The sequence below is a fragment of the Candidatus Enterococcus courvalinii genome, assembly GCF_017315945.1.
Lineage (GTDB): Bacteria > Bacillota > Bacilli > Lactobacillales > Enterococcaceae > Enterococcus_B > Enterococcus_B courvalinii.
The window spans coordinates 90,129-116,811 of record NZ_JAFLWI010000009.1; the positions used below are offsets into that span (position 1 = coordinate 90,129).

Annotated in this window: 30 protein-coding genes; 14 read left to right on the top strand and 16 right to left on the bottom strand. The window is 34.0% G+C overall.

The window, feature by feature from the left end; genetic code table 11:
* Positions 1 to 231: 231 nt before the first annotated feature.
* The 3 genes from JZO71_RS07735 to JZO71_RS07745 all read right to left on the bottom strand — a co-directional run bounded on the left by JZO71_RS07735 (position 232) and on the right by JZO71_RS07745 (position 2,156).
* Positions 232 to 1,263, bottom strand: a complete 1,032-nt coding sequence (locus JZO71_RS07735) for a hypothetical protein (protein ID WP_206898928.1) — start codon at positions 1,261 to 1,263, stop codon at positions 232 to 234.
* A gap of 65 nt (positions 1,264 to 1,328) precedes the next feature.
* Positions 1,329 to 1,652, bottom strand: a complete 324-nt coding sequence (locus JZO71_RS07740; protein ID WP_206898929.1) for an LptM family lipoprotein — start codon at positions 1,650 to 1,652, stop codon at positions 1,329 to 1,331.
* 18 nt (positions 1,653 to 1,670) lie between these two features.
* Positions 1,671 to 2,156 (bottom strand): hypothetical protein, encoded by a 486-nt coding sequence (locus JZO71_RS07745; protein ID WP_206898930.1) that lies wholly within the window; start codon positions 2,154 to 2,156, stop codon positions 1,671 to 1,673.
* A 148-nt stretch (positions 2,157 to 2,304) separates the two neighbouring features.
* Between JZO71_RS07745 and JZO71_RS07750 the strand changes: the two genes are divergently transcribed.
* The 9 genes from JZO71_RS07750 to JZO71_RS07790 all read left to right on the top strand — a co-directional run bounded on the left by JZO71_RS07750 (position 2,305) and on the right by JZO71_RS07790 (position 9,151).
* The gene (locus JZO71_RS07750; protein WP_206898931.1) at positions 2,305 to 2,625 is read left to right on the top strand and encodes a helix-turn-helix domain-containing protein; all 321 of its coding nucleotides are present in this window, start codon (positions 2,305 to 2,307) and stop codon (positions 2,623 to 2,625) included.
* Between the two features lie 617 nt (positions 2,626 to 3,242).
* On the top strand, positions 3,243 to 3,692 hold the full coding sequence (locus tag JZO71_RS07755) for a sigma factor-like helix-turn-helix DNA-binding protein (RefSeq protein WP_206898932.1): 450 nt from the start codon (positions 3,243 to 3,245) through the stop codon (positions 3,690 to 3,692).
* Between the two features lie 304 nt (positions 3,693 to 3,996).
* Positions 3,997 to 4,311 carry a hypothetical protein gene (locus JZO71_RS07760; RefSeq protein WP_206898933.1) on the top strand — a complete coding sequence of 105 codons (315 nt, stop codon included), beginning with the start codon at positions 3,997 to 3,999 and terminating at the stop codon, positions 4,309 to 4,311.
* On the top strand, positions 4,311 to 5,387 hold the full coding sequence (locus JZO71_RS07765) for an ATP-binding cassette domain-containing protein (RefSeq protein WP_206898934.1): 1,077 nt from the start codon (positions 4,311 to 4,313) through the stop codon (positions 5,385 to 5,387). Before JZO71_RS07760 ends, JZO71_RS07765 begins: the two co-directional genes overlap by 1 nt.
* A complete protein-coding gene (locus JZO71_RS07770; RefSeq protein WP_206898935.1) occupies positions 5,387 to 5,986 on the top strand; it encodes a hypothetical protein in 600 nt (199 codons plus the stop codon). The genes JZO71_RS07765 and JZO71_RS07770 overlap by 1 nt, the downstream gene beginning before the upstream one ends.
* A 149-nt stretch (positions 5,987 to 6,135) precedes the next feature.
* Positions 6,136 to 6,792: a replication protein gene (locus tag JZO71_RS07775; protein WP_206898936.1), complete on the top strand. Its 657-nt coding sequence runs from the start codon at positions 6,136 to 6,138 to the stop codon at positions 6,790 to 6,792.
* 517 nt (positions 6,793 to 7,309) lie between these two features.
* A complete protein-coding gene (locus JZO71_RS07780) occupies positions 7,310 to 7,615 on the top strand; it encodes a hypothetical protein (protein WP_206898937.1) in 306 nt (101 codons plus the stop codon).
* A 95-nt stretch (positions 7,616 to 7,710) separates the two neighbouring features.
* Positions 7,711 to 7,929 carry a DUF3173 family protein gene (locus tag JZO71_RS07785; RefSeq protein ID WP_206898938.1) on the top strand — a complete coding sequence of 73 codons (219 nt, stop codon included), beginning with the start codon at positions 7,711 to 7,713 and terminating at the stop codon, positions 7,927 to 7,929.
* Positions 7,919 to 9,151 (top strand): tyrosine-type recombinase/integrase, encoded by a 1,233-nt coding sequence (locus JZO71_RS07790; protein WP_206898939.1) that lies wholly within the window; start codon positions 7,919 to 7,921, stop codon positions 9,149 to 9,151. The genes JZO71_RS07785 and JZO71_RS07790 overlap by 11 nt, the downstream gene beginning before the upstream one ends.
* Before the next feature lie 366 nt (positions 9,152 to 9,517).
* Here the strand turns inward: JZO71_RS07790 and JZO71_RS07795 are convergent, their stop codons facing one another.
* Entirely contained in the window at positions 9,518 to 9,949 is a 432-nt protein-coding gene (locus tag JZO71_RS07795) for a DUF6568 family protein (protein WP_206898940.1), read from the bottom strand.
* Positions 9,950 to 9,988: 39 nt separating this feature from the next.
* On the opposite strand from JZO71_RS07795, the gene JZO71_RS07800 reads away from it, so the two are divergent.
* Positions 9,989 to 10,219 carry a hypothetical protein gene (locus JZO71_RS07800; protein ID WP_206898941.1) on the top strand — a complete coding sequence of 77 codons (231 nt, stop codon included), beginning with the start codon at positions 9,989 to 9,991 and terminating at the stop codon, positions 10,217 to 10,219.
* Between the two features lie 265 nt (positions 10,220 to 10,484).
* Here JZO71_RS07800 and JZO71_RS07805 read toward each other — a convergent pair whose 3' ends face one another.
* A complete protein-coding gene (locus JZO71_RS07805; RefSeq protein ID WP_206898942.1) occupies positions 10,485 to 10,748 on the bottom strand; it encodes a hypothetical protein in 264 nt (87 codons plus the stop codon).
* 335 nt (positions 10,749 to 11,083) lie between these two features.
* Between JZO71_RS07805 and JZO71_RS07810 the strand changes: the two genes are divergently transcribed.
* Entirely contained in the window at positions 11,084 to 11,800 is a 717-nt protein-coding gene (locus tag JZO71_RS07810) for an Rgg family transcriptional regulator (RefSeq protein WP_206898943.1), read from the top strand.
* 340 nt (positions 11,801 to 12,140) lie between these two features.
* On the opposite strand, the gene JZO71_RS07815 is transcribed toward JZO71_RS07810, so the two are convergent.
* Positions 12,141 to 12,917: a TSUP family transporter gene (locus JZO71_RS07815; protein WP_206898944.1), complete on the bottom strand. Its 777-nt coding sequence runs from the start codon at positions 12,915 to 12,917 to the stop codon at positions 12,141 to 12,143.
* Positions 12,918 to 13,384: 467 nt separating this feature from the next.
* On the opposite strand from JZO71_RS07815, the gene JZO71_RS07820 reads away from it, so the two are divergent.
* Complete coding sequence (locus JZO71_RS07820) at positions 13,385 to 14,407, top strand: LLM class flavin-dependent oxidoreductase (protein WP_206898945.1); 1,023 nt, start codon at positions 13,385 to 13,387, stop codon at positions 14,405 to 14,407.
* 217 nt (positions 14,408 to 14,624) lie between these two features.
* Here JZO71_RS07820 and JZO71_RS07825 read toward each other — a convergent pair whose 3' ends face one another.
* From JZO71_RS07825 to JZO71_RS07860, 8 genes are all read right to left on the bottom strand, one after another.
* Complete coding sequence (locus tag JZO71_RS07825) at positions 14,625 to 15,296, bottom strand: ABC transporter ATP-binding protein (protein WP_206898946.1); 672 nt, start codon at positions 15,294 to 15,296, stop codon at positions 14,625 to 14,627.
* A gap of 9 nt (positions 15,297 to 15,305) precedes the next feature.
* Positions 15,306 to 16,376, bottom strand: coding sequence for an ABC transporter permease (locus JZO71_RS07830; RefSeq protein ID WP_206898947.1), 1,071 nt, complete (start codon positions 16,374 to 16,376; stop codon positions 15,306 to 15,308).
* 160 nt (positions 16,377 to 16,536) lie between these two features.
* Positions 16,537 to 16,944 (bottom strand): NUDIX hydrolase, encoded by a 408-nt coding sequence (locus tag JZO71_RS07835; protein WP_206898948.1) that lies wholly within the window; start codon positions 16,942 to 16,944, stop codon positions 16,537 to 16,539.
* 125 nt (positions 16,945 to 17,069) lie between these two features.
* A complete protein-coding gene (locus tag JZO71_RS07840; protein ID WP_206898949.1) occupies positions 17,070 to 17,303 on the bottom strand; it encodes a LuxR C-terminal-related transcriptional regulator in 234 nt (77 codons plus the stop codon).
* Positions 17,304 to 17,868: 565 nt separating this feature from the next.
* On the bottom strand, positions 17,869 to 18,483 hold the full coding sequence (locus tag JZO71_RS07845; protein ID WP_206898950.1) for a helix-turn-helix domain-containing protein: 615 nt from the start codon (positions 18,481 to 18,483) through the stop codon (positions 17,869 to 17,871).
* Between the two features lie 330 nt (positions 18,484 to 18,813).
* Positions 18,814 to 19,056, bottom strand: a complete 243-nt coding sequence (locus tag JZO71_RS07850) for a helix-turn-helix domain-containing protein (RefSeq protein WP_206898951.1) — start codon at positions 19,054 to 19,056, stop codon at positions 18,814 to 18,816.
* A 349-nt stretch (positions 19,057 to 19,405) separates the two neighbouring features.
* The gene (locus tag JZO71_RS07855) at positions 19,406 to 19,981 is read right to left on the bottom strand and encodes a TMEM175 family protein (RefSeq protein ID WP_206898952.1); all 576 of its coding nucleotides are present in this window, start codon (positions 19,979 to 19,981) and stop codon (positions 19,406 to 19,408) included.
* 515 nt (positions 19,982 to 20,496) lie between these two features.
* Positions 20,497 to 21,315 carry a ZIP family metal transporter gene (locus JZO71_RS07860; RefSeq protein ID WP_206898953.1) on the bottom strand — a complete coding sequence of 273 codons (819 nt, stop codon included), beginning with the start codon at positions 21,313 to 21,315 and terminating at the stop codon, positions 20,497 to 20,499.
* A 154-nt stretch (positions 21,316 to 21,469) separates the two neighbouring features.
* Between JZO71_RS07860 and spxB the strand changes: the two genes are divergently transcribed.
* Positions 21,470 to 23,197 (top strand): pyruvate oxidase, encoded by a 1,728-nt coding sequence (gene spxB / locus JZO71_RS07865; RefSeq protein ID WP_206898954.1) that lies wholly within the window; start codon positions 21,470 to 21,472, stop codon positions 23,195 to 23,197.
* 43 nt (positions 23,198 to 23,240) lie between these two features.
* On the opposite strand, the gene JZO71_RS07870 is transcribed toward spxB, so the two are convergent.
* On the bottom strand, positions 23,241 to 23,765 hold the full coding sequence (locus JZO71_RS07870) for an HdeD family acid-resistance protein (protein WP_206898955.1): 525 nt from the start codon (positions 23,763 to 23,765) through the stop codon (positions 23,241 to 23,243).
* Between the two features lie 226 nt (positions 23,766 to 23,991).
* On the opposite strand from JZO71_RS07870, the gene JZO71_RS07875 reads away from it, so the two are divergent.
* Positions 23,992 to 25,614: an ABC-F family ATP-binding cassette domain-containing protein gene (locus tag JZO71_RS07875; protein WP_206898956.1), complete on the top strand. Its 1,623-nt coding sequence runs from the start codon at positions 23,992 to 23,994 to the stop codon at positions 25,612 to 25,614.
* Between the two features lie 56 nt (positions 25,615 to 25,670).
* On the opposite strand, the gene JZO71_RS07880 is transcribed toward JZO71_RS07875, so the two are convergent.
* Positions 25,671 to 26,534 carry a DegV family protein gene (locus tag JZO71_RS07880; RefSeq protein ID WP_206898957.1) on the bottom strand — a complete coding sequence of 288 codons (864 nt, stop codon included), beginning with the start codon at positions 26,532 to 26,534 and terminating at the stop codon, positions 25,671 to 25,673.
* Between the last annotated feature and the right edge of the window lie 149 nt (positions 26,535 to 26,683).

The window sequence follows — 26,683 nt, forward strand, 5'->3', positions numbered from 1 at the left end:
TGTTTTAAGCTCACCTGTGACATTGGAGTGGGAATGACCTTTAATAACAGTAATAGCGTGTCTAAAGGGATTTTATGGCGTTTTAGTTGGTATAAAATAGCATAAAACAAGGTTAAGTCGGGAGAACTGTCCCCCGATTGTCCCCTCAATTTAGATAAACAACTGTATAAAAAAGCCCTAATTATAGTGGATTAGTTTCCAGTATAACTAGGGCTTTCTTAGTTTTATCATTTAGTTTTTATACATAATATCCTCATTATCACGGAATAACGAGGAGCCATCCTTGCTACCTTGAAAGACAAACCTATCTTTTGTGCTATCAGAATCTAACAATTCTGTTCCTGCCTTATAGAATAATAGTCTTATTGATTGATCAGTTGTAGAAAAATCATCATTTGAATCATTGAATTCTATTGTAAAATCCCCGTCTTTAATAGTTTCACCAGAATTAAGCTCTGCAATAGTTCCACCTGTTCCTGCCACAACAGATATAGTACCATTTCCATTTCTTGTTGATGTATAGTTTAGGCCATCGGTAGTCCATACCGCATCGCCAAATCTTGTAAATGTAATCTTGCCAGCTGATATAGTCATAGCAAAACTATTTTGCTCACCTTCTGCTGTCCAAGTTCCTTCATAAGCCGAAAAATCGCCATCTTTCATCTGTGAAGTAACGATACTATTCTCCTCAGAAATTGTTGAAGATTCCGTAGTCATGGAAGTATCAGAGCTTTCGGTTGTGGATTGTTCATCGTCAGGAGTATGAAAAACCTGTTGCCAGTTTTTCCCGCCACCGAAGATTGTCTGATATTTTTCTCCTTTTTCGGTACTATCTTTATATAGCTTCAAATCGTCAGAAATAGTCATTACACCTTTTTTAAAGGTAAATGTCCCACCCTTAACATCTTGTATATTGTATCCCATTCCTGTTTCTTCTTCTAAGTTTAAATCTGATGAATTTCTGTCCATCTTAATATTGATAATATCTCCATCTACGCTCACTGTTCCTTGATTAACACCTAAACCATGTCGACCATTTTCTACAGCCGAATAATTTTTATTTGATTTGTCTGTTCTACTAAGGACTAATGAATGAATTACATTATCATTATGCGAGACATCAACACCGTACGTTTGAACATAAAAATAAGTTCCTGATAAATTCTCTTGTTTTTCCACTTTCTTTTCTTCTTGCTGTTTACAACCACCTAATAAAACTAGGCCCATTAGTAGTGTTCCTAACGTTAACAAAATCCTTTTCAAAAGATATTCCTCCATCTCTATCATAAGTAAGTGTTTCATTGATACGCTGTTTCATATTCTATGGTTTATTTTTCTTCCTTAATGAATTTAATTCCTAAATCATCTGCTTCAAATGAATTTTTATCTTTTGATAATTTTGCAGTAAGAACTTTATCCTCACTAAACGTCATGGTTAGTTTATTATCTTCAATTTCATAAGTTCCTTCATCTTGAACTTCGCCATCTGCTTTTTCAGTGACTTTATCACCTTTAAAAACATAGCTAGCTTCACTTTCGACAAGAATTAAATTAATTTTTGCAGAGTAAGTACCGCTCAACTTTTGCCCACAACCTGCAAGGCTTACTATGCCAAAAATAGTGAGTAATCCTAAAATAATTTTCTTTTTCATTTTCCGGCAGCTCCTCTCTTATGCCCAACGATCATTTCTATCATTTTCAATCATCAATACTTTATTGTTTTTACTTGCCTTTAGCCATGTCTTAATGCCACTAAAAGGAGCAATAAAAGCAATCCAGAAAAGAATAAGAATATTTTGGACAACTGCTTTCCAAACAAGCCCCCAAATTGAGCCAAATTGAATCAAGTTTCTGGAAAAAGTATCAATAATCCCACCTTGATAACTCCAAAATGAATAGTGCCAAAAAATAAATGCTAGAACTGCATATAGAAATGCACCTAAACTAGCAATGCTAAGGATGGCCATTTCATTGCTGAATATACCTAACAAAATAATATAAAGTAGTAGACAGCTAAGAAATCGTCTTACATTGTATTGTTTTCTAAAATCCGGCTGTAGATGCTCTTTAATTGAGCCATATATGCCCTTCGCCTTGCCTAAATAATCTACTTGTTCTTTTTCAATACCTTCAACAACCTCTTTTTCTTTCTCCATTTTTTTCGCCTCGCATATTTTTATTGTTCTAGCAAAAAGTGATTTTCAATGCTAGACCAGCATTAATTTTATCACAAACGTTTCCATAATGGTACTTTAAATACTATACAAGCATTTAAAACACCGCATATGGAAGTAGTATTTATTTATGAGTATGGAATATTTTGGCGATAAATTAAAATCACTGCGTAAAACAAAGAAAATGACTCAAGCAACCCTAGCAGATAGGCTCGGTGTATCAAAATGGGCTGTTACATCCTATGAGCAAGGAAAAACATATCCCAGCGTTGAAATACTGATTAAAATATGTGATGTTTTGGAGGTTTCATCTGATTATTTGTTAGGGATTTCTGATCATTTACCCGTTAAAATGGAAACCGCAGGACTTTCAGAAGAAGAGGTTCGACTTCTCTTACAATTTCTAAACCTAGTAGAGCAGAATCGAACACCGAAGAAAGAACAGTTTTAAACACAAAAGAAGCCACTTCATTTTGAGGTGGCTTCTTTAGCTAACTATTTACAAATATCGTATGACAAGTAAATTGAATTTTTTCTTAATCAGACACTATTTAACATACATAATAAAAAAAGACAACCTTCTTTTGAGGTCGTTCCTTTTAACTTACATAATAAAAATAAATTTGCCAAAACGAAAAATGGGCAAAATCTTCCTTAAATTTTAAAGTTCAAGAGCATAAAACTTACATACGCAAGTTTTACTTAAACGTTTTTCAAACGTTTATCATGAGGACTGTCGTCCCCACACCCCACTCAATTCATGTAATTAATTTAATTTTCTTCTGTTCAAAAGCATTATAAAAATTTTAGCAAAATCAGTCAATAGAGAAAGGGGCTTTTTTATTAAAAAATAATATTAATGGATATTTTGTAATCGTATAATCATAAAAAATCAAAAAAAAAAGAAATTCCACTATTAAATGAAAGACATAAAAAAAGAAGTTTACAAAGGTGCAATTAGACACATTCGTCTAGTTGCGCCTTTTTTGTTTGGCCAAAAAAATTTCAAACTTGGCTAAGTTTTATCAAAACTCTCTTTTTATCTACTTGGTGGCAGAAAGGGAAAATATGAAAAAAAATCTTCGTAAAATTGATGAGAACCTAGAAAACAATGAGCCTTTGAAAAAAGTAATCGCAACACTAGAAAAATTTCGAAAAGCACAAGAAAGCGCTGAAAGACGCGACAGATATCACAGAAAATTTAACTCGGATTTTAACAGCGGAGAATCTGACGCTCTATTACATCCAAATTCTTATAATGCTTCTAATGATCCTAATACTCCTGAACAAATCCTAATTACACAAGAACGATTAAATTTTCTCTACAAAACAATCAACAAACTTGATGACACAAATAAAAAAATTATTCTGGGATTGTATTTTGAAGCTAAAACTCTAAAGCAACTCGGAGCTGAGTTAAACATGAGTCCTGTCGCTGTACGAAAGAGGAAACTAAAAACTCTTGAAAAAATGGCACAAAACTTTTTCGATTATTATGGAAGCGATTACCATTTGTGATCTGCGAAAAAAAATAATTATTTTTACTCAAACTAGTTAATTTCTACCGCTTTTTTCTCCTTATAGATGAAGGGAAAATTCAAAAAAATCGCAATACAACACTACCCCAAATGGAGTAAATCAATAATTTAGCGATATTGGTTAATTTTCGTCTCCTTTTTCTCCTTATAGGTGAAGCGGGAATTACGTAACTTTGAAAGAAGGTGAATCCATGAAAGCAAGCATACGCAGTCCCGCACTTCCGTTCCTAAGTAGAAATGATCTAAAAATATAACTATTTGAAATTAGAAAGGGGTTTTCCTCCGTGAAAACACGATATAAACAAGGTGGATATTCCACACAAACCGCAAAAGAATATGTTGATACTAATAAACCCATTTATCTCTTAAGTACAGAATTGGAAGAACAATACAAGTTCGAAGACAATAAACGGACTGATGAAATCACAGGCTACAAAGCATGGTTTTCACAAGAAGGTCTTCCTCCTTTTTCTGTGAAATTTGAAAACGAAGTGACATTACCAAAATACATGACTTTGATTCAATTCGAAAACTTAAAGGGAATCGAAATTCGCTACAACGTATACTTCAAAGCAGATGATTTGAGTGAGATTAAATAATGACAAATAAACGAATTGAACAATACTTACTCCAAGCGTTAAATATGGCTCTAGGTCCTTTAATGTCCGGTGAAACTAGCTATACGAACAGTTTCGATTGCAAGATTGTAGAAGGCGGATTTATTTTCCAACCCCGCCTTCCATCTGGGTATATCATTGATGATAATTTATACCAAAAGATTTTCCTAATTGCTAATGCTGCTCTTTATCCAATGTTTACCGTTTTAAAACAGAATTCCGCTTTTTTTGTCCCTTTAAAAACAGATGATATCCATGTTAAACGTGGGCTTTTCTTTCCAATGAAACCCGGAATTTCAGAGCGCTTGGTTATTCCTGATTTAGACCGCTTTATTCCGACTATTCCGGGAATGACTCTCCCAATCATGAAAAATCTTAGTGTTGATTACAATAAAATCACTTCTATTGCAATTTGCGGGAATTCAGGGTCGGGAAAATCTTATATGCTTACTTATTTATTAAGTGTTCTAAAACCTATTTCAGACCTAATTATTGTTGATCCTAAATTTGATAGCCCCAGCCGTTGGGCACGCGTTAACAGCATTTCAGTTATTCACCCGCAAAAAAATCGCTCTAAGTCAGATTTTCTCTCTGAAGTTAACGAAGCATTAAGTCAATGCTTAAATACAATTCAAGATCGACAAGCCATTCTCTATAATAATCCTTCTACAAAATTCAAACACATTACAATCGTCATTGATGAAGTTTTGGCGCTATCGGAAGGTGTCAACAAAGCTATTAAAGAATCATTTTTCTCATTACTTTCCCAAATCGCACTTCTTGGAAGGGCTACTAAAATCCATCTGTTGCTTGTATCACAGCGTTTTGATCACACATCTGTTCCTGTCAGTGTTCGGGAACAAATGAATCTCCTGATTCAGATCGGAAATATCAACCAAAAAACCACACAATTTTTATTTCCAGACCTTGACCCAAACGGGATCATCATTCCCCTCGGAAAAGGGACTGGCTTAATTCAAGTTATCGATAACGAACATCCATACCAAGTTTTACCACTGCTTTGTCCAACATATTACACAAAAAAGGGGATTTTATAATGCAAAAAACTACTTTTATCAAAGGGTATCTAACCACCAAAACACTTATTAAACTCGCAATCCCTCTACTGTTTTTGGGATTCATTTCTAAACTATTAGCTACTTTATTTGAATTGTCACTTTTAAAATTTCCTGCCTTCTTGAGTACCTATACTAATTTAGCGTACAACATTTCTTTAGTCGGTCTTTTTGCATTAACAGTCTTAATGTTTGCTACTTATCTATATTTAATTTTAGACAAAAGTAAAAATGATCGAGTGAGAAACTTTAAGGCTTCAATGGGCGAAACTCGTGAGCTACACCGTTTTTTAAAACATAACGAAACAGACCTCGTTGCACCCGTGACACTGGCGCAAACAAAAACTAGTAACAAAGTGACAAGAGAATTTAATCATTTTGCTAAACGTAGTGTGATTGATATCCAAAACGATATAGTTCTAGTATATATTGAAATCCCTCGCTCACAACAGGCGCAAAAAATGCTCCACGATATGGACGCACAATTGAAAGAGCAACTTTCCAATCGTATTCCCGACTATTACTTTTCAAATGGTAATCGCCAACAAAACGCCCTATTCATCGAGGGTAAAAAAAGATAAACAAAGATTCAAAAGAGTGCTTCGGGGCTTACGCAGTAAGAGCCCCGATAGCACTCTTTTTTTATATATAGCTGCTTTATAAATTCGATCTAATGGGGGTTACTACGACCCCCCATTAGATCAATAATCAATAATCACGGGAGATATGTATGACAGAAACAACGAACAAACAAAGATCAAACAAATGGGCTTTCCTGATCTATAAAGAAAGTGCTCCAGAAAACTATATAGAGATACTGAACGAAATACAAGTTCCCTATATTTTAAGCCCTTGGCACGATAAAGACATTGACACAAAAACGAAAGAGTTCAAAAAATCGCATAAGCACGGAGCGCTCTTCTTTGAATCTCTAAAAAGCTACACTCAAGTTTCAGAATTGATCAGTGAAAAATTAAACGGACCTTCTCACGTTCAAATTGTAATGTCCCCTCGAGGTATGTTTGACTATTTCACTCATGCTGAAAATCCAGAAAAAACTTCTTACGACATAAAAGATATTGAAAGTGGTGCAGGTTTTGATTTGGATAAATTCTTACTAGAACAAAACTCCGACACGTTTATGAATGATGTAATCGATGTAATCGAAGACCAAAATATCACTGAATTTGAAGAACTTGTCTATTATGCCAGGGATAATAACTACACGCTTCTGAGTCTAATCGTGCAACATACTTTTTTCTTTTCAAAATATCTTGATTCACGAAGACACAACCCAAAACGTAAGAAACAACAAGATGAAGAAACCAACGACGAAGCAAATGAAATTATTGATTCTGAAGTAATCGGCACTGAACCACAAAAATAAACCTAATAAAAATAATATAAACAGAAATGGAGATTTTCTATCATGGGTAAATCAAAATATAAAAAACAGATTGCGAAACAATTTAAACAGAACAAAGACACAATTCTAAATCTAAATCACAACATCAAGATTCAATTAGATTTACAAATAGTCCAGAACGGCAACAAACAATCGGTATTGCACTCGATCAATTTGAAATGCAACTGATTAAACTAGAACAATTTATGAAACAAAACAATCAAATTATCCGCAATACAGTTAATCAAAGTGGTCGTCCTACCATGAAAGAGTATATGACCTTTGTACAGAACTTAGACATAATGGAAGAGCAAATACGAGAATATAAAGAATATGTCCACAATTCAACCGAGTTCGCTTCAATTTGTTTAGATATTCTTACTAACTAACGCGTTTCAACCATCTGACTTAAATACAACTAAAATTTTTTAGCAATACGCAATAAAATTTACAACAAATACAGGTTACTAATAATACCTTAGAAATGGAGATTACCACTATGTCTACAAATGATAATGAAACTATTGAACGTATCCTTAAATCTATGAAAAGCCCAGAATGCCACCAAATTATGGCAATTGCACTCGATCAACTTGCAAAACAGCTATCCGCATTAAGTCTATTCATGGGACAAAATAATAGCATTATTGAAAATGCCCTTATGAAAGAGGGAAAAGATGTTATGCCTGAATACCTTGCTATTCTAGAACACTTAGAAAAGATGGAATTAGCTATTGCTCGTAATCAAGATTACATTAAAGACAGCGCAAATCTATCTGCAAGTTACTTTTATTTATCGTTATAGCAATTTATTCAAAGCAAAAAATTTATTACGTAATGAGCCTTGGAATCATTTTATTCCAGGGCTCTTTTTTATTTTACAGAAATGAGGTTTCTTATATGTATAAACAAGTTATTACTAAGCATGATCTTGAAAAAATCGGCTTCACCAGTTACCAAGCACAAAATTTAATTCGACAAGCTAAACAAAATATGGTTAAATCTGGATATGATATTTACGAAAATCGTAAAATCATTTCTGTACCAACTATCGCCATAAAATCTCTAATTGGGTTCGAACCCCGAATTCCAGAGGGAGATGATTTAAATGGCAACTAAAACTAAATATTCAGGGATAACAAAGTTAGATAGCGGTCTATTCCAAGTGCAAATCTCACTTGGAACTGATCCTGTAACTGGTAAACGAAATAGACTAAAAACGACTACTAATGATACAGGGAAGCCCTTCGAAAGTGCTGTAGAAGCAAATCGCTATGCAACAATTGCTAAAGCTAAATATTTCAAAACTGGCGCTTATTCTGCTTCAAAAATGACCTTTGAACAATTTTTTGATGAAGAATATCTTCCATGGTATAAGACAACTGTCAAAGCTCAAACGTTTGAAAGTCGTGTTCCTATGCTAAACGCAATCAAAAGCTATTTCGGTAAACGAAAATTGAAAGATATTGATGTAAAAATAGTCAATGATTTTCAGATTTGGGTAAAGAATAAAGGCTTTGCACAAAGCTACTCAAGCCAGTTCTTTTCTAACTTTAAGCGGATTTTGCAACATGCGGTTCAATTAGGCTACCTTGTCGGCAATCCTGCCAATAAAGTTAAAGCTCTTCCAAAAGGTCGAGCAGTCGTTGACTTTTGGACGAAAAAAGAATTTGAAAAAGTCCTATCCGTTATTTGCCTTGATGATTTCTATGAACATTTGATGTATGTAATGATTGTGCTGTATTTCGCTACAGGAGCTCGTGTAAACGAAGCTACTGCTCTTTCATGGGAAGATATTGACTTCAACAAGAAAACGCTACATATCTGGAAGAATATTATTCCGACAGGTAAGCGTGAATGTTGGAAACCCACCCATGAAATGAAAACAAAAAATGCTGAAAGAACTATCTCTTTAGATGATGAAACACTAAAAGTTCTTAAAGCTTGGCACACACGACAACATGAAGCGGGAGTAGATCGCTATGTTTTAACTTATGATGGCTTACCGATGTCTAAATGCACAATAAACCGTAATTTGAAAAAGTATGCTGAACTTGCAGGCGTTCACCCCATACAGCCTAAAGGGCTTAGACATAGCCATGCTAGCCACTTAATTCAAATGGGTACTGATATTCTTAAGCTAAGCCGAAGACTCGGTCATAGCTCTGGGGAAATAACTCTTCGCCATTATGGACACTTATATCCAAATCCAGATCAAGACGTTGCAAAAAAAATGGGCGAAGATTTTAATTTTACTAGTGCAAAAGAAACAAAGCGTAAGTTTAACGGAAATCAATCGGTGAAGATGAATGTTGTCCCCCGATTGTCCCCTAAAAACTAGAGAAACAGTAATAATCCTTGTCATATCAAGGATTATAAGTAAGCTGTATCAAATTGAGTGGGAATAAAAAAAGAAACCGCTAGAACTGCCTAAATTATAGGTTTTCTAGCGGTTTTCTTTTATTGTGGTTACAGTATTCAACTATTTTTTATTTTTACCCCTTTTCTCGAACTATTTTTTTATAGTACTACTAAGTAGGAAAATAAAATTTACGATAAGCCAACCAATTATAAAAATATCTTGTGGATGCATTTCATTGAAATTCGAGATTAACCAATAGATGGCCAATATAAAATTACAAATTCCAACAAAAAATATTAATTTAGATTTTTTTTCCAGAGTCTACACCTTCTCTAACCAACAGTTTTATTCGTAAGCTAAAAACTTTTCAATTTCACTTTTATTAGTAGAGCCTTCTAATTTCTCGTCTATCTTTCCTTTTTTCATATAAAGAATTGTTGGTACTATCTTTACGTTTAAATTATTTAATTCTTTTACAAGTTTGTCTTGATTTTCCTTACGGGCATTATCAGTGTTATAATAAAATACTTTTTGTCTTTTTTTTATTAAAACAGATCTTAATTTGGGGAGAAATTCCTGACATTCTTCACATGTAGGTCTACCAATATAAATGTATCCAGTATCGGTATTATCAATTAGCTTTTGAATTTGATTACTATTTATACTATTCAAGGGATTGAAATTTTTTTCTTTTTGATTAGCGTAAAAATATGTTTCACCACTCATTAAAATAATAACAAACAATAAGAAAATAATCTTTCTCTTCTTTCCTATCACAATTTAACCACTCTCCCTCATTATAATTTAAAACAAGCAATGACCCCACCAATATCTGCAGCACCTATTGTACAAACACCTGCTATACAAGCTGCACAAATCGGTGCAACAGCTGGACATGCTGCTATGCAAGTTCCTGCAATCAAATATGCTATTGTTCCGTTTATTCCTGCGATTGCTCCGATACCTCTAGTATTTACATTTTTACTTTCTTTCACACTTTGTTTAAGACTGAACAAGCCTTCTTTTAATTTAGAATTACTTATATAATCTATATCCGTATTTTGAGTGCTAACTTTTTTACCTTCAATGTAAGTATCAATAACAAACTTATTTACTTGATTTTGTGTGATTAAACTTTCTGAATAAGTTACTACATTTTCATTTTTATCAAATACTACTGTTAAATTACTAAAGTAACTGTATTCTTTCCCTTCTATTGGTACAGAGATGGACTTATAATTTGTCTCTTCTTCATCTATAGATAAAAATTTTGAGTCATTCCAAAGTAAATTAATATTTTGTCCATTAAGAATTAGTTTTTTTCTTTGATAGAATTTAATGTGTTATTTTTCATCGTCTCAATAACTGTTGGACTAGTAATTTCTTGTGATTGAGACGCAATCGATTGCATTTTCTCAAAAGATTTATTTACATTTTCAGGGTTGTTTACTTCAGTCTCTTTAGGTTGACTATCTGTTTCAGCATATACAATATTAGTCACTGCAGGGGATACTAATGTTAACAACATACTTAGCAACATTATTTTTATAATTTTTTCTAGGTTGAAATTTCTCATCATGTTTCCCTCCGATTTCTTTCTACTTTTTACTTCTCAATTTTTTGTGGTGGCTCAATTTCCCATGTATATGGATTCATAATTATTTCCTCCTTTTTCATTTTTTCAAAATTAGTTTATTATTAATTCTTATTCATGTGTTAAAATGATCAAAAATGCGTCTGTTTTAGGAGGTATCTATGGATTAAGCTGACCTGTTAAAAAAGTTAAGAGTTGAACGTAAAATATCTCAAGCAAATTTAACAAAACAAATTTCTTCTAGAACAACTTTAAGTTCATTCGAGACCCGACACACACTTCTTTCTTCTGAAATATTGCTTAGATACTTAGACAGAATGAATATAAAATTACCAGAATTTATGTTTTATCTGCAAAACAACAAGATTACTTTGAAAGAAGCTACAGCCAAAAATTTTGTAGAAATTCTTTATAAGAATTCTACCCCCAAAAAAATAGAAGAATTTAGAAATCAACTACTTTCTCTGTTTAAACAAACAAATGATGAGTACTATTTTATTTTACTTATCCAATTTAATATGCTACTAGCTAAAGAAAAGGATGTATTAAATTTGGAAGTATTTGAAAAAGAGATTAGATACATTAGGGACCGGCTATTTAGAATTGAAACCTGGGGCTATTTTGAATTGACGACTTTTAATAATTTAATGTTTATCTTTCCAACTGACACAATAAAATTGCTGTTTAAAAATAGTGAAAAAAAAATGAAACTATTTTACAAAAATAATTTTTATCCATCTCTTTATACATCATTTTTAATAAATGGTTGCTATTTAAGCTTTGAAAGAAAAAACTTAGATTTACTTTCTATTTTTCTAGCTCCTTTAAAGAGACTTGCAGTAAAATCTAAAAATGTATATGAACAAATTTACTATAAAATATTTAGCACATTATCACCGATTTGCGAAGAAAACGTAGCGACCATCGACATTAACAAGATAGAGGGATTAATTAATATTTTCTATCTTTTAGATAACAACGATAAAGCAATGGAACTAAAAAAATTTTTTCATTCTGTATATGCTCAAAAATAACAATTAAAAAAGTTATTACTGCAATTTTCAATTAAAATTTTTGAAAAATAATTGTTCATCACTAAAAATTCATATCACAGTACACCGATATAAACTACTTGAATCACGTGATATATAATCACACTTTTGGTCACAGTTTAAATCTAATCACGCTAGCTCTACTGTTCAAAAACCCAATAAGCTATTGAGTGGAAAGAAAAAAAGGAAACCGTGAATCCTTTGATACTAAAGGAACTCACGGTTTCTTTTTTTGTAGAACTTATAGCGTTCTTGACGATAGTGGTGCCAGGCTTATGTTATAACTTCTCAATTGTCTAAAGTAATCTTCCGCATCTTCCTATTATAATAATTGATACGCATTGTAAAGATTAATGAATAGTACAAGGAGAATCACTCCTTGAAAGACAGCCGTAACTCTCTTAGGTGATAAAATATTACTGAATTTTGCTCCTAATAAGCCACCAATCATTGCAGCTGGGATTACGAACCACAACATCGTTAAATCATAGCGATTAAATCCTGTGGTAAAAGCTATCGTAAATAATTTCGCAAATTGTGAAAAGAAAATGGTACAAATAGAATAAACAGTTGCGTCTTTAATGGGTAGTGAGAACAACAACATAAGTAACGAAACATTGATTGGGCCACCGCCAATCCCTAATAAACTAGCTAAAAATCCTAAGATTACGCCACAAATAAAATACCAACCAACGTGTGTGAGTTGAAAATTTTTCCAATCATATTTTGTATAAACAAAAGCAAAAATCAAAGTAAACACAGTCAATATGATTTGAATCAATTGCACGACATCATTACTTCCAAACCAATTTAAGCAAGCTTCAAATGCACTGTTTCCTAAAATCCCTCCTAATACTGCCCCAGTTGATACCCAACTGACAATTTGCCAATCAAATTTTCGGCCACTCGCCAATTGACGCGCAGTAGACACAACAGACATCGTAAATACTGCTGTAGCGGAATAAAAAGAAATAGCCGCCACGTCATGTACTCCAATGAAATCAAAAACAGGTTTGATGATCACGCCACCGCCCATTCCAGAAATTGCCCCAACGGCATTGGCTAAAACAATGACAATAAAGTAAAGAATTCCTATCACCTTTCCACCTCCTACAATAAAGTTAGTATTCCTTCTATTTTTGGTCTATATTCTTCTATTCTTTTTTGATAATTACGATATCCTTGTCCATCAATATAAGTCTTTCGTTCGTTTATGAACCATCACCACACGTTTGTTGAAATGGATAGATAACGTTCACACTTTTTAAGCATGACTGATACTTGCAAACATGGCAGAAATATCTGATTCAAGTAATTTTCGTTACTATAAATATAAATGATTTTAAATTGTATTACGAATGTAACCCCTTTATGATCAGCCGAGTATAGATAATAAACAAAGCCTTATATAAAATTGGGTAGTTCTTACTTTTGTCAAAAAGCCAACTATTTTTAGCTCACTTCACCACCGGAACAATTATTCGCGTTTTCAAACAAAAAGTAGTAGAATAAATTCAACTTATTAAAAGTAAGTAAAATTATTCAGGATTAAGGAGGATTTCAATTATGAAAAACATTGGCTTTTTAAGTTTCGGCCATTGGATGGATCAAGGTTCGTTAGTAAAAACTGCTCAAGATGCTTATCTACAATCAATTGAGCTAGCTGTTGAAGCAGAAAAACTCGGCGTTGATGGTGCTTGGTTCCGCGTCCATCATTTTGCCCCACAAATCGGCTCACCATTTCCACTACTTTCTGCGATTGGTGCACAAACAAGTAAGATTGAGATTGGAACAGGATTAATCGACATGCGTTACGAAAATCCTTACTACATGGCAGAAAATGCTGGATTAACAGATATCATTACTCAAGGGCGAGTGCAATTAGGCGTCGGTCGTGGTTCACCTGAACAAGTTCTCGATGGTTGGAAATACTTTGGTTATGATTACAGCGAAGACGAGATCAAAGAAGTTACACGCGAACGAACACTTGAATTTTTAGAATTATTGAAGGGTGAACGTTTTGCTGAACCAAACCCAATGCCAATGTTCCCACAAGCACCAGGAAAATTGCGCCTTGAACCTTATTCAGAAGGTTTAGAAAAACGTATTTGGTGGGGAGCAGGCTCACAAGAAACAGCTATTTGGGCAGCTAAACACGGGATGAATCTTCAATCCTCAACACTTGTTAATAACGAATCAAATGAGCCTTTCCATGTCCAACAAACAAAACAATTACGTGCCTACAAGGAAGCTTGGAAAGAAGCGGGTCATGATTTTGAACCAAGAACACTTGTTACCCGTTCCATTCAACCAATTACAAATGATTTAGATCGTCGCTTATTCGGAGGAAATGATGATTCCAAATATGATCAAGTTGGTTTCTTAGCTTATCATCAAAATCCAACAATTTTCGGTAGAACCTTTGCTGGCGAACCCGATCAAATCGTAAAAGAATTAGCGGAAGACGAAGCAATCAAAGAAGCAGATACCGTTCTTGTAACTATTCCGAATACTTTAGGAGTTGAATACAATGTTCACTTGCTTGAATCCATTGTAAAAGATGTCGCTCCTGATTTAGGTTGGCGTTAAAAAATTGAACAGGCGAGATTATTCTTTATGCGAGAAATTTTGTAAAATAATAACAACTACCTAAGTAGCCTTCCCTACTTTAGGTATATGTAAGTTATCTTGCTGAAAATCACTCGGAATATCTTCCTTATTAATTCAAATAGAAAGCACCTAGGAAAAATAACTCCTAGGTGCTTTCTATGTTTAAAACAAAATAATGATCACTTTTTGTAATTGATTACTCTTTCTGTTCTGTTAGCTGACCATCTTTCATCACCAACACGCGGTCACAATGTTCAATCAAACGGGTATCATGAGTCACCATAATCGTTGCTTTTTGTTTTTCTTTGGTTTCTTCAGCTAATATTTTTACTACTTCATAAGCTTTCTCTGAGTCAAGACTTGCTGTTGGTTCATCTGCCAGAATAATTGTTGGATCATGGTACAATGCACGTGCAATTGCTACACGTTGACGTTCTCCCCCTGATAATTCTTCAGGGTATTTATCAAGCAATTTACCTACACCTAACTGTTCTAGCAGCTTAATCCCGTTATCTATTCGATTTTCTTTACTAACTTTATCGACCAACTTTAATTGTTTTTTTACAGTTAGAAAAGGAACCAAATTAGATGCCTGCAAGATAAAGCCAATTTCCTTAAAGCGCAAAGCTGCACGCTGTTTTTCTTTTTCTTCACTAAATGGACGATCGTTAATCAATACTTGTCCAGCAGAAGGCGACTGTAACCCTCCAGCAATCGTTAAAAGTGTACTTTTGCCAGAACCAGAAGGGCCAATAATTGCTACAAATTCTCCCTTTTTAACTGAAAAATCAGTTTCCTTTAAAGCTTCAATAACGGAATCACCATCTTTAAATGATTTTTTTACTTGTTTGAATTCAATTGCTTTCATTGTCTTCTCCTATCCGATAGCTTTTAATGGATCAATTTTTACAATTGTCCTGACAGAGAACAAGGCACCTAAAACAGCTATCACAATCATCAAGATACTAATACTTAAAAAGAACAGAAGATTTACTTGAAATGGCACAGCTTCAGGTAACAGTAAACTTGTCCCTAGCGTTCCCGCTAATCCTGTTGCCACTCCAATAACCGCGAGTAAAAAAGTCTGAACAATTACTGAATTGGCAATGTATCGACTAGAAATCCCCTGCGCTTTCATAACACCAAAGATCTCTGCCTTTTGCATAGTCAAAACATAAATAAATATCCCAATCACAATTGCAGCAATCACAATCAAAAAGCCAATCATAAAACCAAATGTTAAGACTTGTGCGCTATAGCCAGGCAAATCATTTATAAACGTTTGAATACTAATTTTTTTTAGATCATCAGGAATTTTACTCACGTTTCCTCTAGTAACAATCGCATTGACTCTCGTTTTTTTACTAGTTTGACTACCCTGTGTTTCAAAACGAATTTCTTGATAAGCACCTACTGTGGTATACAAAACTGGAGCGACGCTAAATTTCGCATCTTTCGTGAAGCCTACGATTTTTAATTTTTTATCGCTACCCGCAAGCTGAACTGTCTCACCTAAATTCAAGCCATACTGCTCTTTTACACTACTATCCGCTACTGTTTCATCATCGGAATGGAACATTTTCCCATCACTGATTTTCGGAGCTATAAATTGATCTTGATTAATGCCAAAAAAAGTGACATCAATTTTTTCTTTTCCTTTTTCTTTCTGTATCACACCCGCCGTCTGTGTTAAGTAGGCCTTCTCTTCCGCCTTTACCTCATCAAATTGCGTTAATGGAATCATCGACATATTTAAATTATTATTCGCTTCATCTGCTAATAATGTATCGTCTGCTTGCCACTTATCTACCGCTGTCCGATTGTCTTGAGCTAATCCATAGGCTAATCCTGTTAAAAAAAATACTAAATAGGCGATCAAAAACATAACACCAATTACCAAAGCATATCTTAACTTAGAATACCTGATTTCATTTATTGCTAAAAACATGTCGCTCCCCCTTGCCTTCTATCGAATAAAACAAGCGTACCATCTTTCTTTCTAAGATAAAAACAGAGTGACTTATTTACCATAAAATAAAAAAACCCGACTATCTAGTCAGGAAGATGACACACTTAAAAAGTTAAATATAAAAATAACTGCGTATTTTTTAGCACCAAGTTGTCTGTGATGTCTTTAAATCATCTTGTCTAGAAAGCCATTGAAATAACGAAGCCAAACTAGGAGAAAATTCAACAGAACTTAGGTCAGAAATAAATTGTATACCTTTAATTTTATTAGGTTCATTTAATGTTGGACGCCCCGAAACTTGATGAGCAAAATAGAAATGTCCTTCCCATTCCACCTCTTCAAAAAGGAAATCCGCTTGATAAACTTCTTCCACTTGAGAAATTCGTAACGCAGTTTCCTCATACACTTCACGTATGGCACACTCCATTGTGGTTTCGCCGATTTCTTTTTTCCCACCTGGAAAATTCCAAACATCTGCTCTGTCCCTAATCACCAAGAAATCCCCAGCGGTGTCTTTAATAAATACGCGAGAAAAAACTTTCTTCATAAAATCAGTCCTTTTTGAGTTATAGCAACAACTTGTTTGCGTTTTCATCTACTAGTATAGCAGATTTATTAGTCCAATCTGGTTCCTCAAAAAACAATTAACAACAGCTTCAGACACTTGATGGTTTATGTAAAATAATGATCGTAAGCTTTTTCTGAATTAATTTCAACGACACCCAGCTCAAGCGCTTTAATAACTGCTGATACAGTGGAATGGACACACAATTTGTTTAAGATATGTTGCATGTGCGTAGATATTGTCCTCTGGCTCATGTACAACTGAATAGCGACTTTTTTTTGCGTTTTGGCGTCCGCAATCAATTGTAAGATTTTCCTTTCTTTAGCAGTTAAGCTTTCCACCCCTCCCATAGAATCATTTAATACGTCTTATTTTATCATGCTCCAATACACGACATACGTAAATAGAGAAAAAAAGAGACATTTTTTACGGATGAAATAAACGCTTTTTTAGTTAACAATAGAGAAAGAAAGCCACCAAATTTGGTAGCTAATTGGGCCTAATTATCAGTATAAAATTTATTGTTAAAGAAAGAGAGCCGTTTAAATGAAAAAATGGATTAGCGTTGGCTCTACTAAAGGAGGAATCCGAATGACTATTACTGATGAGTTTCCAACTGCTAGCTTAAAGAAAACTACTCAAAGTCCAATCAAAAAGTTGTAATTTTATGTTACTAACAAACTATCTAATGTTCCTTATTTGCCTGATTACACTAGGAACCTACTACCAGTTAAAAATCAAAAAAAGAGAGAAACGATGTTAAGCAGAACGCTACTTGTTGTTTATCTTTTCGTCAATTTATTATTTATTGTATTGCGTCTCTGATCGAACCATTCACAAAAAGGACAGCCTTGAGTCGTTTACTCAAAAGCTGCCCTTTTCCTTTACTTAGTTATTTCTTGTTTTTTACTGTATTACATTGATGATTTCTTGATAAATATTTTCAATGTCCAGCAAGCCATAGTCCCTCTTTGATATTTCAATCACAGGAACTGTAGGGAATTGTTTTTCAATTTCTTTTCGTGCAAAACTAAATGAAGGCGTCAATAGAATAATATCTGCTTGTTCTCCGTACTTGTTTAATTGACTAGATTCATATGTGTCTACTATGATTTTTTTTTCGTTTTTATTCATCAGTGACTGTAATTTACTATTTAAAATTTGTGTTTGTAACAAGCCTTTATCACTCATGAAACTCCCACTCAAATCAAATATCAGGACTTTTGTATCAGTTGAAACTTGCTCTACATTCGTATTTTGAGAATTTTTCATCTGCTTACCCCTTTTCATTTTTGAAAAAAGAGAATCAAAAAATGTCTGCTTAATATTACCTAAAATTTCATCCACGGAAACATCAAAATAGCGGCTAAGTGTTAAAAGTGTTTGAAGATCCGGATTACTCGCGTTTCGCTCCCACTTAGATACTGCTTGAGGTGTGACATTCAGGACTTCTGCTAATTCTTTTTGCGTCATTTTTTTTGATTGTCTTAATTCTTTTATTTTCTTTCCTATTTCTACCATCACTGTACCTCCTTGAAGAATCGTTTGGCAATGAACTCTTTGTTGAACTCGCTCTTTGTTGACTCAACGAACAGTTGAATTGTTGCTTACTTCCACTATAAAGCATTTCTACGCTAAACATTCAAGTAACAACACATTTAGTAAACACCTCGCATATTACACGGTTAGTAGATTCCATATTTTTATCTGCCTAAAAATTCTCCGCTATTTGTTGGGAGAAAAAAATCAAACTATCATTTTGTTCTATCTATTTTTGATTTTCTTTTCATCTAGTCTTTAATTGAAATTTGATATATCAAATTTCAATTAGCTTTATTTATATCAATAATTCTATGTACGATCATATTCAGATGGTTCTTTAGACAATGGGAGTTTTTTAGGATAATCTGTCCGTCCTAGTAGAAAATCGCTATTCGTTTCATAAAAGTCTGATAGTATGACCAGCAATTTAATTGGTATGCTCCGCTCTTCACGTTCATATTTTGAATACAAAGAGAAGTCACAAGCTAAAATATCAGCTAACTCTCGAATAGTTAATTGGTGTTCTAGTCGTAATTTACGTAAATTATTCATTATTTTTTTCCTTTTTATTTATTGTATTATTGTAACCTATCTATCTCAGGATAAGAAAACCGTTCCCTTTTCCTTCAACAACATAACATTTCTTTTACCTATCCATTCTAACCTCTACTCATAACTGAAAATACCCCCTAACGGTATATTGAAATAGATTTATTCTTAACTTGTTTGTCTTTTATCTCTTGCTTGATGTGGTAGAAATGTGTTATTCCCTTATTTACAAATAACGTAGTCTTCCTCCTTATTTTGATGTTTTTTTCAAGTTATCCACTGTGGAAAACTTTATGCTTATATTTAATCCACAAAAGAAAGGTGCAAGACAGTTTGTCCTACACCTTTCTTTTCATCTAAAATACTGTTCTACTCTTTTTATTGGAATGAACCACATCAATAAAATCAATACATTTACAACTAAAACTGCTATAGGTGCAACTAACCATCCTAATAATAATCCTAAAATATTCAGTCCGATGGACAGATAAGATTTCCGGTAGTCAACCAGTAATTCTTTCACAACACTTTCTTTTTTATTTACTTTAGCGAGTTCTCTTGCTAGAAAATAATAGGTCACATTAGCAAACAAAGTCACTAGCCCATACACAAGTTCAGGCACGAGACTATTGATGTATTCACTGATCCAAGCAGTTGCAAATGGGAATAGCGATAAAGAAAAAATAAAAATACTATTTCGCCATAATACTTGTCCATTGATTTTTTTGACCACTAAAAATAAATGATGGTGGTTATTCCAATAAATAACCAGTGTAAAGAAACTGATAACATAAATCAAAATTTTATGTTCAAGTCCAATCAATGCCGACCAAGTATCTGAACCTGGCTGATGTAATTCTAAAACTAAAATGGTCATAATAATTGCAATAACTGCATCTGTAAATGCTTCTAAACGATTCTTTGTCATAATTTTCTCTCCTTTCGCTTATTTTATATGGAAACATTCAAAAAAAGCAAAGGATAATCATCTGAAGTCTGATGAAATAATCAGTCTTTAGTTGGACGTGAAAAAAGTAAAAATTTGTTAAACTTTTTATATAGAAAAAACATATGAAATGAGGGAATAGTTCATGGGACAAAAAAATATAATCGGAAAAGTATTCTTGTTAATTCTTTTTCTAATCATCGCTAGCTCTGTCATCAGTCTTTTTGTTGGTTTACTAAGCGGATTCTTGTGGTTTGCAATCAAACTGCTCATCCCATTGGCTATTGCTATTTGGCTAGTTCGATTGATTACAGGAACGTCCGGTAACAATAGACGATACTACTAATTATTGCACGAAAAAAGAGGAGATCTCAAAAATTATTTTCTAACTACTACTAGAGTTGCTTCAATTTTTGATGATTTTTATTCCAAAAGTAAAAAACCAGAGAAGTTTTTCTCTGGTTTTTGCTTTGAACAAATGCTTAATCAAGTCCGCTTCATCCTAATGCTACATCTAAAATCATCATAATCATAAAACCGAGCATGACACCAAATACCGCAAAGTGTCGACGACTTGACAACGTTTGTTGCGCCTCTGGAATTAATTCTTCTACAACAACGTAAATCATTGCACCCGCGGCAAAAGCTAGTGCATAAGGCAATAATAGCGAAACTCTCGTTACCAGCAATGCACCTAACACTCCTGCAATTGGTTCGACCACACCCGAAGCTTGCCCATACCAAAACGCTTTTCTTCGACTTAACCCTTCTTGTCTCAATGGAATCGATACTGCTGCACCTTCAGGGAAATTTTGAATGCCTATTCCTAAAGCTACTGAAATAGCTGCCAACGTTGCTGCCTTAGGATCACTAGCATTCGCGGCTGCTCCAAATGCTACACCTACTGCCAGTCCCTCTGGTATATTGTGTAGTGTAATCGAAAAAACCAATAAAATCGTTCGTTTCAAATGTGTTTGGAATCCCTCTACTTCATGCTTTGGACCAAAATGCATATGAGGCAACGTCTTATCTGCTATGTAAAGAAAGACACCTCCTAAACCAAATCCTATGCTTACAACCAACCAGGCAATGTCACCATTTTCTTCTGCTTTTGAGATTGCTGGATCTAACAATGACCAAAAACTGGCAGCAATCATTATTCCCGAAGCAAATCCTAGCATCAAATTCAATAACTCTTTCTTGATTTCTTTAAAGAAAAATACAAGTGCTGCGCCTAGCGCTGTCATAAAATAAGTGAATCCTGTTCCAACTAATGCTTGCAACCATGGATCTAATCCTAATAACCAAGTAACCATTGATTTCTCCTTTCTCGTTTACTTATTCATCATACTAAAAAAAGTATTTTTTCGACACCTATCACAACTTATTATGTGAAAAAACGAATTAGTTGGGGCAAAATAAAGAAAGAGTTATACTGAGTCTAACAAAATAAAAGGAGTGATACATCATATGTCAACAATTAATTCAGGCGTAGCTATGGTCAAAGTTTTAGAAAGTTGGGGCATTGATCATATTTATGGTATCCCTGGTGGTTCTTTTAATTCCATCATGGATGCTTTATATCAAGAAAAGCACTCTATTAAATATATTCAAGTTCGTCACGAAGAAGTAGGAGCACTTGCAGCCGCGGCAGATGCGAAATTAACTGGTAAAATTGGCGCTGTATTTGGCTCAGCTGGTCCTGGAGCAACACACTTAATCAATGGGCTGTATGATGCACAAATGGATCATGTACCAGTAGTTGCATTTCTTGGTCAAGTCGCTTCAACTGCAATGAATTATAATGCTTTCCAAGAATTAAATGAAAATCCTATGTTTGCTGATGTTAGCGTCTACAATAGAACAGTAATGACACCAGAAAGTCTCCCTCATGTAACTGATGAAGCGATCAAAGCGGCTTATAAATACAATGGTGTTGCTATAGTAACTATCCCAGTTGATTTTGGTTATGCAGATATTGAAGATCAAGAATTCAGTACGGCCTCTACCCATCAGAATAATGTTTTGCTACCAAAAAAAGAGGATGTAATCAAAGCTTTACCATACATCAGTGAAGCAAAGAAGCCTGTGCTCTATATTGGACAAGGTACTCGTGGAGGGTTTGAACAGATCAAGGCTTTCTCAGAACATTTTTCAATGCCTGTTGTTTCTTCTGTTTTAGGAAAGGGAATCGTTCCAGATAACTATCCTAATTTCCTTGGTTTTGCTGGGCGTGTCGCTACCAAGCCTGCAAACGAAGCATTGGCTGAAGCTGATTTGATTTTCTTCGTAGGAAGTGATTTTCCTTTTGCCAAATACTTCTTTAATCCTGATGCTAAATTTGTTCAAGTAGATATTGATGCGTCAAAATTTGGTCGTCGACACCAAACTTCGTTAGCTATTTTAGGTGATGCTATCACAACATTGCAAACTCTGGTTGAGCTTGGCGAAGCACGGCCTTCAGATAACTGGTTACTTGCGAACCAAAAAAATAAAGAAACTTGGGTCAACTGGCTTCAATCATTTGCAACACAAGCAGATAAACCAATTCGTCCCGAAGCTGTGTATAGTGAAATCAATCGTATTGCAAAAGAATCAGCTATTTTTGTAACAGATGTCGGTAATACAACAATCCAATCTATTCGTCTATTAGATTTAAATGGTCAGCAAAAACATACAACATCTGGTTGGTTTGCCACGATGGGTTACGCTGTTCCGGCCGGGATTGCTGCAAAATTAAGTTATCCTGAACAACAAGTTTTTACACTCAGTGGTGATGGTGGATTTGCAATGGTTATGCAAGATATTATTACTCAAGTAAAATATCAATTACCTATTATCAATATTGTTTTTTCAAATGAATCCTTTGGTTTTATCGAAGCTGAGCAAGAAGATTCTGAGCAAAACAAATTTGGTGTCTTTTTGGAAGGGGCTGATTTCGGCAAAGTAGGAGAAGCGTTGGGTGCTGATGGTTTCACGATCACTGAATTTTCACAATTGCGTCCTGCATTTGATGCTGCGGCAAAATCAACTCGCCCAGTAGTCATCGATGTCAAAATTTCAGATAAGCGTCCACTACCAGTTGAGGATTTACATCTGGATCCTCGTCTTTATTCAGCTGAAGAAATTGAAAGTTTTAAACAAAAATACGAAGTACATGATATGCCAGTCCTTCATGAAATTTACGAAAGTCTATAAAAAATAGCGTATGCTCAAAAAGCATACGCTATTTTTTTGTTTTTTATCTAAATGCATAAACAATATGAGTGATTCCAAACATCATAAAGTAAAAACCAACTAAGAAACTCAATGTTAATGCTGAAGAAATTGGATTAAATAGTAACACAATCCCTAAAAAGATTCCTAAAATATTGATAATAACCGTAAACCAATAATATCCTGTACTGATATTTTTTGCCAAATCAGTAACAAATAAAGCAAACACCGAATCAATAATAAACCAAACAGCAAATACAAAAGGCAAGGCCATCACACCTGCATTTACGTTAAACAGCAAAAAGAGTCCAATTAAAATATCAATAATTCCAACTACTAAAGGCATTTTTGCTTTATAACCGGTTAATTCTTTCAAACGATTACGACCAATAATTTCAAAAATTCCCTTTAAAAAAGCAAATACTGCAAATACCATAACAATTGCCACTAGATTTCCGACAGGATCTTGAAATGATAATAGCGATACAATCACAAATAAAATGCCTAATAGCAAGGATCCCCAATCAACCGCTCTTCTATTTTCATTCATTTTCATACCTTCTTTCTTTTATTTACATAACTAATACTAGACGCACTTTCAACATGCGTCAAAAGTTATGCTGTCTATCTTGCTAAAAAATTTTTTTCAAAATTTTTACGTTCCACGTGAAACACAATTAAAATTGGTATTACCTTGAAACTTTTACCTTTCCCCTTTATAATTCTATAAGACTCAAATTCGTCAAAACTACTATAGATATAAGTGAGGAAAAAAATTGATTACTGTAAATGATGTAAGTTTGCACTTTTCAGATCGCAAACTGTTTGATGACGTTAATATTAAATTCACTCCGGGAAATTGTTATGGATTGATTGGTGCAAATGGAGCAGGTAAATCAACTTTCCTTAAAGTTTTATCTGGAGAGTTACAACCTTCAACTGGGAATGTTGCTTTAGGTCCTGATGAACGTATGGCCGTTTTGAAACAAAATCATTTTGATTATGAAGAATATACTGTTTTAGAAACTGTTATTATGGGACACAAACGATTATATGAAGTAATGAAAGAAAAAGATGCTTTATATATGAAGGAAGACTTTTCTGATGCTGACGGCATTCGTGCTGCAGAATTAGAAGGTGAGTTTGCTGAGCTAAATGGTTGGGAAGCTGAACCAGAAGCAGCAGTTTTATTACAAGGACTAAATATCCCTGAAGAATTACATCATCAATTAATGAGTGAATTAACTGCTGGTCAAAAAGTAAAAGTTTTACTAGCGCAAACACTTTTTGGTAAACCTGATGTATTACTGCTGGACGAACCTACCAACGGACTGGATATTCAATCAATCAATTGGTTAGAAGAATTTTTAATTGAGTTTGAAAATACTGTAATCGTAGTATCCCATGACCGCCACTTCTTGAACAAAGTTTGTACGCACATGGCAGATCTAGACTTCGGTAAAATCAAACTTTATGTCGGAAACTATGATTTTTGGTTGGAATCTAGCCAACTTGCAACAAAACTTCAAGCAAATGCAAATGCCAAAAAAGAAGAACAAATCAAAGAGCTACAAGATTTTATTGCGCGTTTCAGTGCAAATGCTTCAAAATCAAAACAAGCAACTTCACGTAAAAAAATGCTAGAAAAAATTACTTTAGATGACATTCAACCGTCTTCAAGACGTTATCCATTTGTTGGATTTAAACCTGAACGTGAAATTGGAAATGATCTTTTACAAGTAGATAATGTGAGTGTAACCATTGATGGTAAGCAAATCTTAAAAGATATATCATTTACTTTGAACAAAGAAGACAAAGTTGCTTTTGTAGCAGATAATGATATTACAACTACTACATTGTTTAAAGTAATCATGGGTGAAATCAAACCTGATACTGGTACTGTTCGCTGGGGTGTTACAACCAGTCATTCTTATTTAGCAAAAGATACTACAAAAGAATTTAATACTGACTTAACGATTCTTGACTGGTTACGTCAATATGCAAGTAAAGAAGAAGACGACAATACCTTCTTGAGAAGCTTCTTAGGACGAATGCTTTTTTCTGGAGAAGAAGTCTTAAAACCAGTTAACGTTTTATCTGGTGGAGAAAAAGTTCGTTGTATGCTTTCAAAAATGATGCTTTCAAAAGCAAACGTCTTAGTGCTCGATGATCCAACAAATCATTTAGATTTAGAGTCAATTACTGCTCTAAATGACGGATTGATGGCTTTCACTGGTTCTATCCTATTTGCTTCTCATGACCACCAATTCATCCAAACACTAGCAAACCGCATCATTGCTGTTTCTGATAAAGGTGTAATTGATCGAGCAGATACAACTTATGATGAGTTTTTAGAAAATCCTGATGTCAAAAAAAATATGGATGTATTATTTTCATAAAACCAACACAAAAAGCGTAGGGACAATTAACAGCCCCTACGCTTTTTTATTATGGTTTAACGACTCGTTCCCATTGAAAAGATAGCAATACAACCATAACCAGTATGGCTAGCAATTGTTGGTCCTAATGGGTAAAGCACAATATTTTTTACTTGAATTTTTTCTTCTAATTGTTTCTTAGCTTTTTCAGCGCTTTCTAAGTCTCCTGCATACGCAATATAAATGGTTTGTTCAAGAGGCGCTACGATTGATTGGATCGTTTCATCAACAATTTTTTGAATGGATTTATTTCTTCCACGAACTTTGTCAACGTTTGTTAAACGTCCTTCTTCATCAACAGTAATGATAGGCTTTACACTTAGAATGCTTCCTAATGTCGCACTTGTCTTAGAAATTCTTCCCCCACGCTCGAGATGTTTTAAATCATCGACAGTTACCCAAGAATGAACTTTTAAATAATTATTCTTCAACCACTCTAAAACTTCTTCAAGTGACTTTCCTTCTTCTTTTAATCTAGCTGCAGCTAAAACCAACAGTCCTTCACCAATACTAGCCGCCTTTGTATCGAAAACATAAATTTCTGGATTTTCGTACTCTTCTTTCAATAACTCAACAGCTTGCATTGCACTACTATAAGAGCCACTCATTGAGCTAGAAAAAGCAACATAAAGGACAGGAATCTTTTTTTCAACATATGATCGGAAAAATTCGAAATAACCACCTACATTTATTTGAGAAGTGGTTGGCATTGCTTCGCCTTTTAATTCATTCATATATTTTTCATAATCAAAAGTTTTTCCTAAGTCGTCAATTAATTCTTCGCCATTTAGCTGAATTTTCATTGATAAAAAGTCGACATTTATTTCTTTTAATACCTGATAAGGTAAATCACAACAAGAATCAGTCACTATTTGATACACATGATTCAACTCCTTTTTTATTCTTAACCCGCCTAACTACTACATTATAACAAACGTCTTGTAATCAAAAGGAATTTATGGCTATTATTTACGAAAAAACTTGAAGCAACATGAATAAATTCAAAGTTACTTCAAGTTTCAGTTGTTTT